14 protein-coding genes are annotated in these 17,221 nt (G+C 40.4%); 10 read left to right on the plus strand and 4 right to left on the minus strand.

Annotated elements, in window-relative coordinates; genetic code table 11:
• Window positions 1–35: 35 nt before the first annotated feature.
• The 4 genes from FR7_RS02975 to FR7_RS02990 form a co-directional block, all read right to left on the minus strand.
• A complete protein-coding gene (locus FR7_RS02975; RefSeq protein ID WP_007938673.1) occupies window positions 36–290 on the minus strand; it encodes a hypothetical protein in 255 nt (84 codons plus the stop codon).
• A 90-nt stretch (window positions 291–380) separates the two neighbouring features.
• Complete coding sequence (locus tag FR7_RS02980; protein ID WP_007938674.1) at window positions 381–749, minus strand: P-II family nitrogen regulator; 369 nt, start codon at window positions 747–749, stop codon at window positions 381–383.
• A 382-nt stretch (window positions 750–1,131) separates the two neighbouring features.
• Window positions 1,132–1,503 (minus strand): P-II family nitrogen regulator, encoded by a 372-nt coding sequence (locus FR7_RS02985; protein ID WP_007938675.1) that lies wholly within the window; start codon window positions 1,501–1,503, stop codon window positions 1,132–1,134.
• A 22-nt stretch (window positions 1,504–1,525) separates the two neighbouring features.
• Window positions 1,526–2,956, minus strand: coding sequence for an ammonium transporter (locus FR7_RS02990; protein ID WP_007938678.1), 1,431 nt, complete (start codon window positions 2,954–2,956; stop codon window positions 1,526–1,528).
• Window positions 2,957–3,561: 605 nt separating this feature from the next.
• On the opposite strand from FR7_RS02990, the gene FR7_RS02995 reads away from it, so the two are divergent.
• From FR7_RS02995 to FR7_RS03040, 10 genes are all read left to right on the plus strand, one after another.
• Window positions 3,562–4,953: an NAD(P)/FAD-dependent oxidoreductase gene (locus tag FR7_RS02995; RefSeq protein ID WP_007938679.1), complete on the plus strand. Its 1,392-nt coding sequence runs from the start codon at window positions 3,562–3,564 to the stop codon at window positions 4,951–4,953.
• Window positions 4,954–5,333: 380 nt separating this feature from the next.
• Window positions 5,334–6,596 (plus strand): NAD(P)/FAD-dependent oxidoreductase, encoded by a 1,263-nt coding sequence (locus FR7_RS03000; RefSeq protein WP_007938681.1) that lies wholly within the window; start codon window positions 5,334–5,336, stop codon window positions 6,594–6,596.
• A gap of 351 nt (window positions 6,597–6,947) precedes the next feature.
• Entirely contained in the window at window positions 6,948–8,750 is a 1,803-nt protein-coding gene (locus tag FR7_RS03005) for a carbon starvation CstA family protein (protein WP_007938683.1), read from the plus strand.
• A 366-nt stretch (window positions 8,751–9,116) separates the two neighbouring features.
• Window positions 9,117–9,794, plus strand: a complete 678-nt coding sequence (locus FR7_RS03010; protein ID WP_007938685.1) for a hypothetical protein — start codon at window positions 9,117–9,119, stop codon at window positions 9,792–9,794.
• A gap of 33 nt (window positions 9,795–9,827) precedes the next feature.
• Entirely contained in the window at window positions 9,828–11,672 is a 1,845-nt protein-coding gene (gene atoS / locus FR7_RS03015) for a two-component system sensor histidine kinase AtoS (protein ID WP_007938687.1), read from the plus strand.
• Window positions 11,659–13,038 carry a sigma 54-interacting transcriptional regulator gene (locus tag FR7_RS03020; protein ID WP_007938688.1) on the plus strand — a complete coding sequence of 460 codons (1,380 nt, stop codon included), beginning with the start codon at window positions 11,659–11,661 and terminating at the stop codon, window positions 13,036–13,038. Before atoS ends, FR7_RS03020 begins: the two co-directional genes overlap by 14 nt.
• A gap of 205 nt (window positions 13,039–13,243) precedes the next feature.
• On the plus strand, window positions 13,244–13,903 hold the full coding sequence (gene atoD / locus FR7_RS03025; protein ID WP_369794439.1) for an acetate CoA-transferase subunit alpha: 660 nt from the start codon (window positions 13,244–13,246) through the stop codon (window positions 13,901–13,903).
• Complete coding sequence (locus FR7_RS03030) at window positions 13,903–14,565, plus strand: 3-oxoacid CoA-transferase subunit B (protein ID WP_007938690.1); 663 nt, start codon at window positions 13,903–13,905, stop codon at window positions 14,563–14,565. Before atoD ends, FR7_RS03030 begins: the two co-directional genes overlap by 1 nt.
• Window positions 14,566–14,585: 20 nt before the next feature.
• Complete coding sequence (locus FR7_RS03035) at window positions 14,586–15,908, plus strand: TIGR00366 family protein (protein WP_007938691.1); 1,323 nt, start codon at window positions 14,586–14,588, stop codon at window positions 15,906–15,908.
• A 52-nt stretch (window positions 15,909–15,960) separates the two neighbouring features.
• Complete coding sequence (locus FR7_RS03040) at window positions 15,961–17,142, plus strand: acetyl-CoA C-acetyltransferase (protein ID WP_007938692.1); 1,182 nt, start codon at window positions 15,961–15,963, stop codon at window positions 17,140–17,142.
• Window positions 17,143–17,221 lie beyond the last annotated feature (79 nt).

Consider the following 17,221-nt stretch of genomic DNA (forward strand, 5'->3'; position numbering starts at 1 on the left):
ATACACGGCAAGGAGCCGTGTATTTTTCATTGCTTTTAGTGATGTACGGAATCATTTGAAAAAACTTTAAGAATTTCAAAGTTAAGTCTTTGCGTTTCTAATATAGCAGTAATTTTGGCATCCATTCGATATAAAGTGTTGACAATATCATCTTGCTGATCCTCTGATAATAAATCAATGTTTGCGTGTAACTTTTGCAATTCTCCTGAAGTTAATTCTTCCAAGCTGTCAAGACGTTTAGTAATATTCTCCATCGAAACTAATATTTTGTTTAGTATTTCTTCGTTCATATAATTCCCCTGTCTTTATCAATGATATAAATATATGTAATTTTTGGTTGACTTATTATACATTTTCCACTGCTGCTGCGTCAAGGCGTGTTATGGGATATCTTTAGGGGCAAGGATAGCCCCAGGTCCTTCTTCTCCTGTACGAATTCGCACTGCGTTTTCAATAGGATAAATAAAAATCTTACCGTCGCCGATTTTTCCCGTGGAGCAGACTTTCTTTGCAGCTGCCACTACTTTTTCTACAGGAACTTCACAGACAACAATTTCTATCTTGATTCCAGCTAAAAGATTGATGTTATATTCTCTGCCACGGTATATTTCAGTATGACCTTTTTGCAGCCCGCAACCAAATACTTGACTTACGGTCATACCTGTAACTCCGATTGCATTTAATGCTTCTTTCAATTCCTCCAGCTTGCCAGGACGGGTGATAATATCGATTTTGGTCATGATCGACATGGTGGCTACCGCCTTTCATCATAATGTAAGAAGCAACGAAGTGAAGATGCTGCATATACTGATAATTAGCTATTTACGGTTAGATTCCTCCTGACCATTGATAATAAAGTGTGGGAAAATTCAATTATAATGCATAAAGTGAGGGATATTCAGGCAAGACTCTAAAGTAGATACAATGTGTAAAAAACATTTTGAACCGCGAAGATGCGAAGAACATGAAGAGCTTATAGCAATCTTATTATTTCTTCGTGTCTTTTACATTTCTTCGCGATCTTCGCGTTTAATGGCTTTGAATTTAGTATACCAAGAAAGAACCTGACAGTCGAAACTGTCAGGTTCAAAAGGAGGATTATCGAAAAGAGGAATGTTATTAATCAATGTATCAAGAGTTATCTTCCTGGCGATCCATAATGGCAATGTCGCCTTCTTCGCCAGTACGGATTCTAACGGCATTTTCAATGGGATAAACAAATATTTTACCATCGCCGATTTTACCGGTGCGACATACTTTTTTTACCGTTTCGATTACAGCTGTGACAGGAACTTCGCATACTACGATTTCCACTTTTATGCCGGCTAAAAGATTAATATTATATTCTTTACCACGGTATACTTCAGTATGGCCTTTTTGCAAGCCGCAGCCAAATACCTGGCTTACTGTCATACCCATTACACCAATGTCAGCTAAGGCTTCTTTTAACTCTTCCAATTTACCGGGGCGAGTCACTACATCAATTTTGGTTATTTTTTGCATGAAGGATTACCACCTTTCTGATTTAGTGAGATTTAGTATGTGAGGCTTGTAAAATTGAACTATTGATTGGTTCTGATTGACTGGCAGCATGAGAAAAGGCTAGAGGAGAACCAGCAGTTATATCTTGATAACTATAACCCCGTTCACCGTGTTCTGCAATATCCAGACCAATGTCTTCATGGCTTTCATCAGAACGTACTTGCATGAATATGCTAATTACTTTTAATATCACAAAGGTCATAACAGCTGCAAAAACCCAGGTGACTGCAACGCCGAATAATTGAGTCCAAACAAGATCAGGATTGCCAAAAAATAATCCATCAGCACCACCTGGATTTACAGCTGTAGAGGCGAATAGGCCTGTGGCGATTGCACCCCAAGTACCGCCAATTCCGTGAACGCCAAAGGCATCAAGAGCATCATCATAACCAAGTTTTGCTTTTAGAATACTAACAGCAAAGAAACAAATAGCACCGCCAGCTAAACCGATCACAATAGCAGGTATTACACTAACAAAACCGGCAGCAGGAGTGATTGCCACAAGACCGGCCACACAACCGCTCGCTGCGCCTAGTATAGTGGGTTTGCCATTGTAGAGCCATTCGGTTAAAACCCAAGCGAGTGTAGCAGCGGCTGCCGCTACGTGAGTAACAACAAAAGCGCTGACTGCTAAGCCACTGGCAGACAATGCACTTCCGGCATTAAAGCCGAACCAGCCGAACCAGAGAAGAGAAGCACCGATGAGGGTCATAGGCAAATGGTGAGGCAGCATAATTTCCGTGCCGTATCCCTTGCGTTTGCCAATAAACAAAGCCACTACTAAACCAGAAATACCTGAGGAAATATGAACAACCGTTCCGCCGGCGAAATCCAGGATGCCCATTTCCCGCATCCAGCCACCGACACCCCATACCCAGTGTGCAAGAGGGTCATATACAAAGGTAGCCCAAATGACAATAAATACAGCGAAAGCAGAAAATCTCATACGCTCAGCAAAAGATCCTGTAATTAAAGCAGCTGTAATAATGGCGAACATACATTGAAAAACCATAAAAAGCAGATGAGGTATCGTTGCAGCATAGTCAGGATTTGGTAATTGGCCAACATCGTTTAAGCCGAACCAGGCTAAGCTGCCGATGATATGGTTGATATCAGGTCCAAAAGCGAGGGAATAGCCCCATAGTACCCATTGTACAGTAATAAGTCCGATGATAAAAAAACTTTGCATAAGAGTGCTCAGTACGTTTTTAGTTCTAACCATACCACCATAAAATAAGGCTAAGCCAGGTGTCATAAGCATTACTAGTGCAGCACTTAGCAGAATGAAAGTAGTATCACCTGTGTCGATGGCAGCAACCTCGGCGGCGGCTTCTGCGCCATCTGCAAAGGCTGTTCCGAGACTAAGCAGCATCATAAGGACAGAAGTGCTCATAATAGTCAGTAGCTTTTTCATGTTAAAACCTCCCATGATTAAATTAGATCGTAAGATATAGTATTTTATACTTTTAGGCAAACAAAAAGGCGCCTAAAGGTGGTAAGACCTTTAGGACGCCATTGTCCCTGATAAACAGTAAAAGCCTCCGCGAGTACTTTGCGAAGGCATCATTGCCTATTTCGTATAAAATTTATAAATGAATTATATCAATGTTTTATAGCCATGTCAATAAAGAAACGCAAAATAAAAATCCGAACAAAAATAGTGTATTCCTATATAAAATTCGATAAAAATAGGTTATAATAGTTTCTGGATTTGTAAAAGCGTAAAAGTACAAGTCTATTTTTAATGTTGTATTTATATATATAGAAGCTTAATTATAAAGATTTTATTTTGTGAAGCCTGGCACCAGCCAAATTTTCTAATAAGCATAGAAAGTATAAGTTCTTTTTGGAGCAAAAATACGGAATCGCGAAGGCACGAAGAGACGAAGTTAATAGGTTAGAGAGTATGTTTACTTCGTGTTCTTCCTATTCTTCGCGTCTTCGCGGTTCAAAAGGTCTAATTTTTTAAGGACGCGTAGCGTTTTTCTAACGTAAATATGGATGAGAAGGAGCAAGGTAATGCAAAGCAAATATGATGTAGTGATTATTGGCGGAGGTCCGTCGGCAATTTTTGCCGCCTATGAACTAGTGTCCAGCAATCCAGCTATTTCTTTAGCTATGATTGAAGAAGGCCATGATATTTATCATAGAACATGTCCTATAGCAGAAAAGAAAGTGAAACATTGCATAAACTGTAAACCATGCAGTATTATGCGCGGCTTTGGTGGGGCAGGAGCCTTCTCTGATGGTAAGTATAATTTCACCAGTGAATTTGGAGGCTGGTTAAATGAGTATCTTACAGATGCGCAAGTGGAAGAGTTAATTGATTATGTAGATTCGATTAATATAAAATATGGAGCACCTAAAGAATTCTTCACGACCAAGAACAGCAGTATTCGCAAAAGTGCAATTGCTCATGATTTGCATTTGCTGCAAGCAAAAGTTCGCCATTTAGGTACGGAAAATAATTTACATATTTTAAAGTGTCTTTACGAATTTTTAAAAGAGAAAATCACGATCGTTTTTAATAAGCACGTAGAAGATTTCCAAAAACAAGAAGAAGGCTTTATTGTAAAAATGAAAAATAGTCAGGAAGAGATTTGCTGTGACTATTTAATTGCAGCTCCGGGCCGTGCCGGCTCAGAATGGTTTTCTGAAAAATGCCTAAAGATGGGACTGACGATTTCCAGCAATCAAGTGGATGTTGGTGTACGGGTGGAAATTCCAGCAGAAGTGTTTCAGCATATTACAGATGAGGTATATGAAGCGAAGTTAGTGTATCGCACAAAGCAGTATGGTGATTTGGTTCGTACATTTTGTATGAATCCCAAAGGATATGTGGTAGCGGAAAATACAGATGGTATTATTACAGTGAATGGTCACAGCTATCGTGACGAAAAACTTCATAGTAAGAATACGAACTTTGCTTTATTAGTCAGTAATCGCTTCACAGAGCCTTTTAACGAACCTCAGCAATATGGTAAGCGAATTGCTTCTTTTTCCAATATGCTAGGTGGCGGAGTGCTAGTACAACGTTTTGGTGATTTGATAAAAGGGCGCAGAACCAATGAACATCGATTAGATCAAAGCTTTACCAAGCCAACTCTTGCCGCGACCCCGGGAGATCTGAGTTTGGTTTTGCCAAAACGTCATCTGGATAATTTAATTGAAATGATTTATGCCTTGGATAAAATTGCACCTGGGATGGCCAATGATGATACCCTCCTATATGGTGTAGAAGTAAAGTTTTATAGTTCCCGCTTAAAGTTGACAGAACAGCTAGAGACGGAGATTCCGAATATGTTTGGTATTGGAGATGGGGCAGGTATCACACGCGGTCTATCTCAGGCCAGTGCCAGCGGCATACATGTTGCTAGAGTGATTCACCAGAGAATGCAAAAAGATATATAATATTCACCAATAAAGAAAGCATAAGTTTCATTAAAATGTGTAGCATTTATAAAAAAAAATGAACCGCGAAGAATTACATCTTCGCGGTTCAAAATATTTTAAATAAAACCCTTTGTGTCCTTTGCGTCTTTGTGGTTCGATTCGTTTTCACAAGCTGAATCCAAATTTTACAAGGCTACGTGAAAAAATAGACAGAATTCATTGAAAAAAGCTATAAGATAGATAGCCTTTTGTTATAGCGAAAAAACGAGAAAAAAGACGATTGATTGAGATTTAAGGAGTAAAAATATATGAGACAGCCTGTCAGCGGGAGTGAATGTTATTTATGAATATGTTATTGTTATAGAGAAGAGAGAGGAAGAGACGGAGGAACATAAAAAATGCAAAATGAAACAGCGTTAAAACCACCCCATATTGTAATCATTGGGGCTGGTTTTGGCGGAATTCGTACAGCTCGTGCATTAGCAAAGCATGAAGTGAAAATTACCCTTATTGATAAGTATAATTATCATTTATTTCAACCGTTACTATATCAGGTAGCAACAGCTGGATTATCTGTAGATGACATTGCGTATCCTGTTCGTGCTATATTTAGGGATCAGAAAAATGTAGACTTTCGTTTAGCAGAAGTATCGGATGTGGATTTTGATAATAAAGTCGTTACCATGAATACTGGTGAAATTGGTTATGACTATCTGGTGATCGCAGCAGGTGGTTCGACAAATTATTTCGGTATGGAGTCTATGGAGAAAAACGGATTTGGCATGAAAACCTTAGATGAATCCGTTATGATCCGTAATCATGTACTGCGCATGTTTGAATTGGCAGCTCATGAGAAAGATGCTGATAAGCGCCGAGCATTATTAACCTTTGTGATTGTAGGCGGTGGCCCTACTGGTGTGGAATCTGCAGGTGCTTTATCGGAATTGATTTACCATGTTATGGTGAAAGAATACCATACCCTGAATTTTAAAGAAGTACGCATTATGTTAGTCGAGGCTTCCGACAAATTATTTGCAACCATGCCAAAAGAGTTGCGTGATGCTACTGTAGAAACGTTAATCCGCAAACATGTAGAAGTACGTTTGTGTGTTCAGGTTACAGATTATAATGGGGAAAAAATGAGTCTAAAGGGCGGCGAAGTGATTCCAACCTATACTGTAGTTTGGGCAGCAGGAGTAAAAGCCAATTCTTTGATCGATACATTAAAGGTTGAGCAGGCCAGTATGAGGCGGGCGATTGTAAACGAATTTTTGCAGCTGCCTAACCGTCCTGAAGTATTTGTGATTGGTGATTCGGCTCAATTTATGCAAGGGGAAAGGCCTTTGCCGATGGTTGCGCCTGTAGCAATACAGCAGGCTGAAGTCACGGCAAAGAATATACGCAGCCTAATACGCGGTAAGGAACTTAAGAAATTCACATATAGAGATGTGGGAAACATGGCAACCATTGGACGTAATGCAGCGGTTGTGCACATGGGTAACTTTAAGACTCATGGATTTATTGCCTGGGCTATCTGGTCCTTTGTACACATTTTACGACTCATTGATTTTCGTAATCGTGCCGTTGTATTTGTAAAATGGATGTGGGACTATCTCGTATATGAAAGAGTCGTGCGCATTATTACCAGGCAGCGGCAATAAGAAATTATAAGTTTCTTTTAAAGAAGAACTTGAATCATAGAAGATTGGGTAAATAAAACCTTTTGAAACGCGAAGACGCGAAGAGTAGGAAGGACACGAAGAGGATTATTCCTTCGTGTCTTTTATACCTTCGCACCTTCGCGTTTCAATTGTTTTTTCTTTTTAAAATAGCGCGTATAAACCACAGAGAATAAGAGGGGAAAAATGGCTATTTCCAATGAACCCTGATTCCTTTCTGATTATCGACTAATTTATTCCATTGAACCATTTTTTGTTTCCCGATGGTAGTACTTGAGGTATGGTATAAGTGGAATCTTAAAGAGTATTCAAAAAATAAGGAGGAGGTTTATTGTGAACGGTATTTATCTTGTTATTATTGCCGCGCTTTGGTTAACCCTTGCGTATCGCATTTATGGTTCCTTTATAGCTGCCAAAGTGCTTACGCTGAATTCAGAACGGGTTACTCCTGCGGTAAGTATGGACGATGGGCGGGATTACGTTCCCACAAACAAATGGGTTACCTTTGGTCATCATTTTGCAGCCATAGCTGGTGCTGGCCCGTTGGTAGGTCCGGTTATTGCTGCCCAATTTGGTTATCTGCCAGGCACGCTGTGGTTATTAATTGGTGCTGTTTTTGCTGGGGCTGTCCACGATATGGTAATATTGTTTGCCTCAGTTCGCCACAATGGTTTATCAGTGGCGCAGATAGCAAAGAAGGAAGTCAGTAATTTATCGGGTTTTTGCACTTCAATTGCGGTGTTATTTCTGCTGGTGATTACCCTGGCTGGTATGGCTGTAGTAGTAGCAAATGCTTTGTACAATAGCCCTTGGGGTACATTTACGGTTGCTGCCACTATTCCGATTGCTATTTTTATTGGTATTTACCTGCGCTGGCTGCGCCCTGGGAAAATCCAGGAAGCTTCTATCATTGGTGTGCTATTGGTTTTGGCTGCTGTTTTTGTTGGTCCGTGGATTCAGCATTCGCCATTGGCACCGTATTTTACATTTGATGTAAAGCAATTATCAATTATGTTAGCCTTTTACGGTTTTTTTGCCGCTGCATTGCCAGTGTGGCTGCTGCTGGCACCACGGGATTACTTGAGTACTTATATGAAAATTGGAACCATTGCTGCATTGACTATCGGTATTATTGTAGTTAGACCTGAAATCCAAATGCCTGCATTCAGTCAATTTGTGAATGGCGGTGGACCCGTTATTGGCGGTCCAGCCTGGCCGTTTGTCTTCATTACCATTGCCTGTGGTGCGTTATCTGGGTTTCACTCTTTAATCAGTACAGGTACGACACCTAAAATGATCATGAATGAAAAAGAGATTCTTCCTATTGGTTTTGGTGCTATGTTAGTCGAAAGTTTTGTTGCCTTAATGGCATTGATTGCTGCTACCAGCTTGAATCCGGCTGATTATTTTGCCATCAACTCTACTCCGGCAGCATTTGCAAAATTAGGATTAGTCGTAGACCAATTACCCCATCTGTCAGAAATGGTTGGTGAAGATATAACCGGGCGTCCCGGCGGTGCTGTTTCTTTGGCTGTCGGTATGGCTCATATTTTCTCTAAAATACCAGGAATGGAATCACTCATGTCCTTTTGGTACCATTTTTGTATCATGTTTGAAGCCTTATTCATTTTGACATTAATTGATGCTGGTACTCGTGTTGGTCGTTATCTATTGCAAGAAATGGGTGGCGTAATCTATAAACCACTCAAAGATACTCACTGGTGGCCCGGTATCGTCTTTACTAGTGCTTTAATTTGCTTTGCTTGGGGCTACCTGGTACTCCAGGGGAATATTTCTACGATTTGGCCTCTATTTGGTGTTTCAAATCAGCTGTTAGGCACCTTGACGTTAGCAATTGGTACTACCATGCTCTTCCGTATGGGACGGGGCCGCTATGCCTGGATCACCATTATGCCCATGATGTTTTTAGCAACAGTTACATTTACCGCTGATTATATGAATATTTTCAATACCTATTTACCAGCAAAAAATTACCTTCTGGCTGGTGTCAGCGGTGTCATGTTTATACTAGTTGTCGTTGTTCTCATTGACTCTATCATTCGCTGGGTGCATCTGTCACGAACGGTTCCACCTGATTATAGCGAAGCACCCGACCCTAAATCCATAATAAATTAGAGAGAAAATAAAAAAGCAAATAAGCTCCGCTTGTTCGGGGCTTATTTGCTTTTTTATAGGGGAAACAAAAAAAGGTTTAGCAGAACCACAAAGGAATGCACAAAAAAATATAAATAAAACCCCCTTTGTGTCCTTTGCGTCTTTGTGGTTCAATTCGTTTTTATACTTTAGCCGACCTGTTCTTCGTAATCTTCGCGTCTTCGCGGTTCAAAATATTTTATTTTTACCATCTTTATCTTTTCTCTGTGTTCTCTGCGCCTCTGTGGTTCGATTCTGTTTTGACTTTTCGCATATTGCATAGCCGATGTGATTTATATATAATGAGCTATAAAAAAGGATGGTCCGTTCTAAGGGGGAATAGATAAGATGATGGATATGCCGGTTGTTATTTCAGATCATGTAATGGATAGCGTGAAGGGATGGAGCATCGAAAAGTCAATACCGAATTTTTCCCGTGTTATTGGGGTGTTAAAAGAAACTTGGGATTTACAGACATTTAGAAATTTGGAACGAGGGAAAGTAGCGGTTCCTGATGATGTGATGAATGAGTACTTAGCTTCAACGATAGAAGATAGTGAAGAAATAAAAGAATTGTCCGTCACGTCCTTAGAGGATCATAAGCTGAAAATTACTGCTTTAACGAAAAAAGCCGGGCGTATGGCTTTTATATGCCATATAAAGCAGTTTGAACATAATAAAGATAGTTCTGTTATGAAATTAAAAATCGTAGATAAAAAATTGCCTGATAAACCGATTGTATCCTGGATTTTTTCTAAAGTCAGTTTGGCTATGGTTACAAAATTTGTAGGTCATGTTGAACCTGGTTATGGCTTGGGAGTTAAAATCGTGGGGAATGAGGTAACCATTGATTTCCATCAGGCGTTATATAACTCTGATATAGGCACGATTGATGTATTGGGGTATAAACCGTTGGATGCTGTGATCATTAAAGAGGCTGTACCGGAAAAGGGATTTGTCAACTTCACAACGGCTGTGGATTTACCGGATGAAATTAAAGACAGGATTAAAAATATACTGCCCTAAATACATCATGTACAAGCAGTGAGGATGAGAAGGATGAGACGCTTTTTTCCAAAAACATTACGTTATCAAATATTATTATTGATATTAATGATTGTCAGTATACCTATCTTACTGATCGGATATACGGTTAAAATACAGGCTGAAAATGCGTTGCTGCAAGAAAAGCAGATAAAGCTGTTTGGTATTGCCAGGCTGCTTGATCATCATCTTGGCAATGGTTTTGATACAATTTTATCAGAAAGGCACATGCTGGTTGAGAAACGCTCTGACAAGATAAAAGCTTTGAATGAAAGGTTGGCCAGCTATACCGACATCGTTGCAGCTGTTAATGCGGGAGTTGGTGTGGGCTATTATAGTAAAGAATTTGATGCTATTATTACTTACGGACCCAGTGATACATATGCTAATAAAGTCGGTATTTCCATTGAAGAGCTGCATCCAGGGCGAAAAGTAATGGAGACAGGGCATAGCATGGTGCAATTTGGCAAGTTAGTTCGGGGCAATATTATGAACGTTATGCTTCCCATTGAACGGAATGGACAAATAGTGGGATATATATGGGCCAATGAATTGACAGATGATGTTCAGGCCCAGTTAAAAGTCATGGACAAAAATATATTTTGGTCTGTTTTGATTGGCATTTTGGTTGGTATGATGTTGACGGTGGGGCTGACAAACCGTTTCGTAAAAGATGTAGAAGAAATTAAAAGGGGGCTACAACGTCTGCGATTTAACTTGAAGAAACCGATTATATCTATGGAGGGTGAAATCGGTGAAATTGTTGATGAGATTAATCATATGGCCCAAGCTCTGATTGATGCCCGTTCTCTGAATGAGAATATTATGTATAGTATTGCTGACGGCGTTGTTACTGTGGATACAGAAGGTATGATTACGACAATGAATCAGGCGGCTCAGCAAATAACTGGTTTTACCCTGGAAGAAGTGATTGGAAGACGATATAAAGAGATATTTCGTGAAAATGATCAGTTTCACAGTTTATTGTTAGACACATTGGTATCAGGAACAAATCATATTGGCATTGAAATTAATTATCCAGTCAAGGAAAAGTATATTTATATTAGCATTAGTACGAGTATACTCATCGACAGTCATAATAAAACGATTGGCGCAGTTGTTGTTTTTAAGGATTTAACCCAGCAGCATAGTTTGCAGGAGCAAGTATATAGAGCGGAGCGGTTAGCTGCCTTAGGCGAACTTATGGCAAGCATTGCTCATGAAATACGCAATCCGTTGACGGCGATTAAAGGGTTCGTGCAGTATTTGCAAAATGTGGATAGTGACGAGGAACGACAAGAATATATGCCGATTATTATTAAAGAAGTGGATCGGGTCAATCGTGTCATTGAACAATTATTATATTTTGCAAGACCTTATAAAACCCACTATATGTGGGTTAATATCAATGAATTAATTGAAAGCACTTTAGTGCTGGTTCAAAATAAAACGACTAGACATAAGGTGGAATTTCGTTTATTTCTTGCGGACAGTTTACCCCAGGTAGAAGCAGATGCAGAACAAATTAGGCAGGTACTGCTGAATCTTCTCATAAATGCGATGCAGGCTATCACTGATAAAGGATCTGTGATAATCGATACATGGCAGCCTGATCCATCCTTTGTTTGTGTCAGAATCACCGATACAGGAAACGGTATTACAGAAGAAAATCGAAAAAAAATATTTGACCCTTTTTTTACGACGAAGTCAGCAGGAACTGGCCTAGGATTGGCAGTAGTCCAACGTATTATCAGTGCCCATTATGGACAGGTGGAGATTGAGAGTCAAGTCAACGAATGGACGGCAGTGACCTTGAAGCTCCCTGTTGTTCATCAAGGAGGCAAGCATGATGAAGCATAACTACACCATATTGGTAGTTGATGATGAAGAGAGTGTACGAAAATTATTAACAGCTGTGCTTAAGCGGGAAGGTTACCATGTAGAGAGTGCAGTAGATGGACAAGATGCCATAGAAAAATGCGCTACAGTTAAGCCTCATGCGATTCTGATGGATATTCGAATGCCTGTCATGGATGGGATCACTGCGTTTAAAGAAATGAAAAAGGTCCATCGCGGTGTGACAGTCATATTAATGACAGCTTTTGCTGCAGTTGAAACAGCGATAGAGGCGATAAAGCTTGGAGCTTTTGATTATCTCATTAAGCCTTTTGATATTGATGAAGTTACCTTATTGGTCAATCGTGCGATCCAGATACAACGTATGGAAAAAGAAATTACAGTACTGCATCGCGAACTTAATGATTCGTATCGTTTAGATAAAATATTGACAAACAGTCCCAAAGTGGAGGAATTATATAGAATTATTGATAGGGTCGCCCAAAGCAATGCAAGTGTCTTGATAACAGGAGAAAGTGGTACCGGTAAGGAATTAATTGCAAACACCATTCATTATAATAGCCATCGTCGTAAGGGACCGTTTATTAAAATCAATTGCAGCGCATTGCCGGAAGGGTTACTAGAAAGCGAGTTATTTGGACATGAAAAGGGCGCTTTTACTGGAGCGATGATGCGTAGAGCAGGGCGGTTTGAGCAGGCTGACAAAGGGACTCTCTTCTTGGATGAAATTGGGGAAATTTCTACGAAGTTACAGGTTAAACTATTACGTGTACTTCAAGAACGGGAGTTTGAGCGGGTAGGCGGCAATGAGACGATCAAAATTGACATTCGTGTCATTGCTGCAACGAATCAAAATCTGGAAAAAATGGTGAAAGAGGGACGCTTTCGTCAAGACTTATACTATCGTATGAACGTAGTCTGTCTCAATTCTGTGCCTTTACGTGAGCGCAAAGAAGATATCAGGTTATTAGCGGATCATTTTTTGCACAAGTTTTCTTACGAAAATGATCGAGGAATTCTTAGATTTGATGATGGAGCAATGGCTGCATTAGAAAAATATGATTGGCCAGGTAATGTACGGGAGTTAGCGAATGTCGCTGAACGGGCAGTGATCATGAGTACTGGCAGTGTAATTTTTATTGAAGATTTACCTTTGGTCTTACGGGATAAGAGCGTCATTGCACAGAATGAAATTGAAAAAGACAGATATACAGGGCATACTCTCAAAGAAATGATTAAGGAAGAAGAATGTAAACTGATAAAACAAGCACTGCTTCGCAATCAGGGTAACAAGATGAAGACTGCGAAAGAACTGGGAATCAGCAGGCGTGCTTTAATTTATAAGACGCAAGAGTATGAGATTGAATAGTGTGAAAATTGGCGTAAAAGTGTGAAAGAAAATTCACACTTTCATTTAAAAAATAAATAAGCTTAGTAAACGAGTCGTAGGATTACTAGCAGTGTTTATGCTATGTGGGCAGCCTTATCAAAAAAGATAAGGCTGCTTTATTTTTTTGGCATGTATCTTGCGTTAGATAAGGATGTTAAAAAATAAAGCAGGGAGGTTTGTTATGATGAACAAACATGTGACCATCGAAGAAGTAGGCCAATCATTTAAAGATGGTATGACTGTAATGGTTGGTGGTTTTTTAGGTGTTGGAACACCTGAAGTATTAGTGCAAGCGATTCTAGATAGAGAAATTAAAGACCTTACCTTGATCGTGACTGATACTGGTTTTATTGATAAAGGAGTGGGACCTTTAATCGTTAAGCGCTTGGTTAAGCACGTAATTGCCTCCCATATTGGTACCAACGTCGAAACCGGTAAACAAATGATTCAGGAGCAACTATCTGTGGAGTTAGTACCTCAAGGGACACTAGCAGAAAGAATACGTTGTGGTGGATCAGGTCTGGGCGGTGTCCTTACTTCAACTGGCATTGGTACGATTGTAGAGGCAAATAAAGAAAAAATCTGGGTTGATGGTGTGGAGTATTTAATAGAGAAGCCTTTAAGGGCTGATCTTGCACTGCTAAAAGCTAAAAAAGCAGATAAGGCTGGAAATTTAGTGTATGACAAATCTGCTCGCAATTTTAATCCGGTAATGGCCTTAGCCGCTGATCTTGTTATTGTGCAAGTGGATGAAATTGTGGAAATTGGTGAAATTGATCCTGATGAGGTCATGACGCCAGGCGTACTTGTAGATCAAATTATATGTATTGGAGGGGCTAGGTAATGAATGCAAAAGAGATAATTGCCAGACGGGTAGCAGTGGAAATGCAAGATGGAGATGTTGTAAATCTAGGCATTGGTCTGCCTACAATGGTGGCAAATTACCTGCCAGAGGGCATAAATGTGGTTTTGCAGTCGGAAAATGGTTTCGTTGGTCTAAGCAGCGTGGGTGAAGTTCCTGACAATAACTTAGTTAATGCAGGTGGACAGCATTGTGGTATTAATCCTGGCGGTGCGGTATTTGATAGTGCCATGTCCTTTTGTCTAATTCGCGGCGGGCATGTGGATGTCACTGTGCTGGGCGGATTGCAGGTCGACCAATATGGTAATTTGGCTAACTGGATGGTTCCGGGGAAGATGGTTCCTGGCATGGGAGGAGCAATGGATTTAGTGTCAGGTGCAAAAAAGGTTATTGTGGCTATGGAACATTCTGCGAAAGATGGTTCTGCAAAAATTTTAAAAGAATGCACTCTGCCCCTTACTGGTAAAGGGAAAGTCAATCTTCTTGTGACGGAATTAGGTGTATTTCGTGTAATTCCAGAAGGTCTTTTGCTGGAAGAAATTGCTCCTGGTGTAGAAGTTGAGACTGTGGCAGCTAGAACAGAGGCTGTACTCATCATTAGTCCAAATCTTAAAGTTATGCAGAATCTTGCATCACAAATCTAACTATAAAAGGAGAGTCAGAAATGGTAAATGCAATCGCAAAATTTTTTACCAACTTAGTAAATCGTTTTTTACCGGATCCGTTAGTTTTTGCCATCTTACTTACGATTATCACATTTGTGTTGGGCATTGCCATGACCCCAAACAGCCCACTAGATATGGTTAAGCTATGGGGGGATGGATTCTGGAATCTATTGGGTTTTGCCATGCAGATGGCTTTAGTATTGGTTACTGGGCATGCTTTAGCCAGCTCAGCACCCATTAAGAAGGGAATGACTAAACTCGCATCCATTGCCAAGACACCGGCTCAGGGAGTTATGTTAGTGACATTTATGTCTGCTGTTGCTTGCATTATTAACTGGGGATTTGGCTTGGTTGTTGGTGCTATGTTTGCCCGGGAAGTGGCTCGCCGCATTCCAAAATCGGATTATCGATTGCTCATTGCATCAGCCTATATTGGATTTTTGACATGGCATGGCGGTTTATCTGCTTCGATTCCTTTGGTGGCTGCGACAAAAGGCAATCCCATGGAAAAAATATGCGGTCTGATTCCAATTTCGAGCACGATTTTTACGCCGTATAATATTTTTATTACAGTAGCCTTAATTATTACTTTACCCTTTTTGACTCGCATGATGATGCCAAAGGAAAGTGAAGTCGTTGCAGTGGATCCTGCCCTTTTGCAAGATGAGGTGGCAGTTACCAAAGTGGTAGGGAAAGATGCCACTTGGGCGGAAAGAATTGAGGAAAGTCGTTTATTGGCCTTTGTCGTAGGAGGCTTTGGTATTGTGTATCTAGGTATGTACTTTCTTCAAAAAGGTTTTGATATTAACGTGAATACTGTTAATTTGATATTTTTAACGGTGGGCATTTTGCTGCATAAAACTCCTATGGCCTATGCCAGAGCGATTACCGCTGCAACTCGTGGCACCTCTGGTATTTTAATTCAATTTCCTTTTTACGCCGGCATTCAGATTATGATGGAGCATTCTGGCTTGGGCGGCATTATTACAAACTGGTTTGTGCATATAGCCACTAAGGAAACATTTCCGATTATGGCCTTCTTTAGTTCGGCATTAATAAATTTTGCAGTCCCATCAGGTGGTGGACACTGGGTAATACAAGGGCCGTTTGTTATGCCAGCAGCTCAGGCCTTAGGTTCCGATTTGGGGAAAGCGGCTATGGCGATTGCTTATGGTGAAGCGTGGATGAATATGGCTCAGCCATTTTGGGCATTGCCTGCATTGGCAATTGCTGGTTTAGGTGTTAGAGATATTATGGGATATTGTGTAACGGCTCTGCTGTTTTCTGGGATTATTTTTGTTGTGGGATTACATTTTTTCTAAGCCGGGCTAATGGGTGAAGTAATTACATATAAAAAATGGAGGTAGATGAAATATGAAAGAAGTAGTAATTGTAAGTGCTGTACGTACTCCTGTAGGTAGTTTCAATGGTGCCTTGTCGCCTTTTACAGCCGTTGACTTAGGAGCCATTGTGATTAAAGAAGCAATTGTTCGCAGTGGCATTCGTGCAGAGCAGGTTGAAGAAGTTATTTTTGGTAATGTATTACAAGCTGGTCTGGGACAAAATCCTGCCCGACAAGCGGCAATTAAAGCAGGTATTCCTGCTGAGGCGTCGGCTTATACCATCAATAAAGTGTGTGGCTCTGGACTGAAGTCTGTAAATATAGCAGCCCAGACGATTATGACAGGTGATGCGGATATTGTAATAGCAGGTGGTATGGAAAGCATGACCAATGCTCCTTATGTTTTAGATAGTAAGGCACGCTGGGGATTGCGTATGGGACATTCAAAGATTGTTGATACGATGATTCAGGACGGTTTGTGGTGCGCATTTAATGACTATCATATGGGGATTACCGCTGAAAATGTGGCTGAGGCCTATGGTATTAGTCGTGAAGAGCAAGATCAGTTAGCAGCTGAGTCACAGCAAAAGGCGATCCAGGCAATTGCTGAGGGTGTATTCAAAGAGGAAATTGTGCCCGTTATTATAAAGAATAAGAAAGGTGAGAGTGTTTTTGATACAGATGAATATCCTAGAGCAGGAACGACTGCTGAAACCTTAAAGGGCTTAAAACCTGCCTTTAAGAAAGAGGGTACAGTAACTGCGGGTAATGCTTCCGGCATTAATGATGGGGCGGCAGCTATTGTATTAATGTCTGCCGATAAAGCGAAAGAATTAGGGATTACGCCTTTAGCTCGTATCCGCTCCTTCGGTTCAGCAGGTGTTGATCCAAGTGTTATGGGAATTGGTCCTGTTCCAGCCACTCGGAAAGCCTTGGCTAAAGCAGGTTTGACTGTAGCTGATTTGGACTTAATTGAAGCCAACGAGGCTTTTGCAGCTCAGTTTTTAGCGGTAGGCAAAGAGCTTGGTTTTGCAAAAGAAAAGGTAAATATCCACGGTGGTGCAATTGCCCTTGGACATCCTATAGGAGCTAGTGGAGCGCGTATATTGGTAACACTTTTACATGGAATGAAGCAAAAGGATGCAAAAGTAGGATTGGCAACCTTATGCATTGGCGGCGGACAGGGCGTAGCAACAATTGTAGAGTTGATATAAACATTTAAAAAATGAAGAGTATCATTTAGAACTTTCTATCCTAATAAAAACAGGCTTTGTACAAAGACAAAGCCTGTTT

It is taken from the genome of Pelosinus fermentans DSM 17108 (genome assembly GCF_000271485.2).
In the GTDB taxonomy this organism is placed as follows: domain Bacteria; phylum Bacillota; class Negativicutes; order DSM-13327; family DSM-13327; genus Pelosinus; species Pelosinus fermentans.

Coding starts and splice junctions, on each gene's coding strand:
- FR7_RS02975 (WP_007938673.1), bottom strand. CDS start 290: ATGAACGAAGAAATACTAAACAAAATATTAGTTTCGATGGAGAATATT.
- FR7_RS02980 (WP_007938674.1), bottom strand. CDS start 749: ATGTCGATCATGACCAAAATCGATATTATCACCCGTCCTGGCAAGCTG.
- FR7_RS02985 (WP_007938675.1), bottom strand. CDS start 1,503: ATGCAAAAAATAACCAAAATTGATGTAGTGACTCGCCCCGGTAAATTG.
- FR7_RS02990 (WP_007938678.1), bottom strand. CDS start 2,956: ATGAAAAAGCTACTGACTATTATGAGCACTTCTGTCCTTATGATGCTG.
- FR7_RS02995 (WP_007938679.1), top strand. CDS start 3,562: ATGCAAAGCAAATATGATGTAGTGATTATTGGCGGAGGTCCGTCGGCA.
- FR7_RS03000 (WP_007938681.1), top strand. CDS start 5,334: ATGCAAAATGAAACAGCGTTAAAACCACCCCATATTGTAATCATTGGG.
- FR7_RS03010 (WP_007938685.1), top strand. CDS start 9,117: ATGATGGATATGCCGGTTGTTATTTCAGATCATGTAATGGATAGCGTG.
- atoS (WP_007938687.1), top strand. CDS start 9,828: ATGAGACGCTTTTTTCCAAAAACATTACGTTATCAAATATTATTATTG.
- FR7_RS03020 (WP_007938688.1), top strand. CDS start 11,659: ATGATGAAGCATAACTACACCATATTGGTAGTTGATGATGAAGAGAGT.
- atoD (WP_369794439.1), top strand. CDS start 13,244: ATGAACAAACATGTGACCATCGAAGAAGTAGGCCAATCATTTAAAGAT.
- FR7_RS03030 (WP_007938690.1), top strand. CDS start 13,903: ATGAATGCAAAAGAGATAATTGCCAGACGGGTAGCAGTGGAAATGCAA.
- FR7_RS03035 (WP_007938691.1), top strand. CDS start 14,586: ATGGTAAATGCAATCGCAAAATTTTTTACCAACTTAGTAAATCGTTTT.
- FR7_RS03040 (WP_007938692.1), top strand. CDS start 15,961: ATGAAAGAAGTAGTAATTGTAAGTGCTGTACGTACTCCTGTAGGTAGT.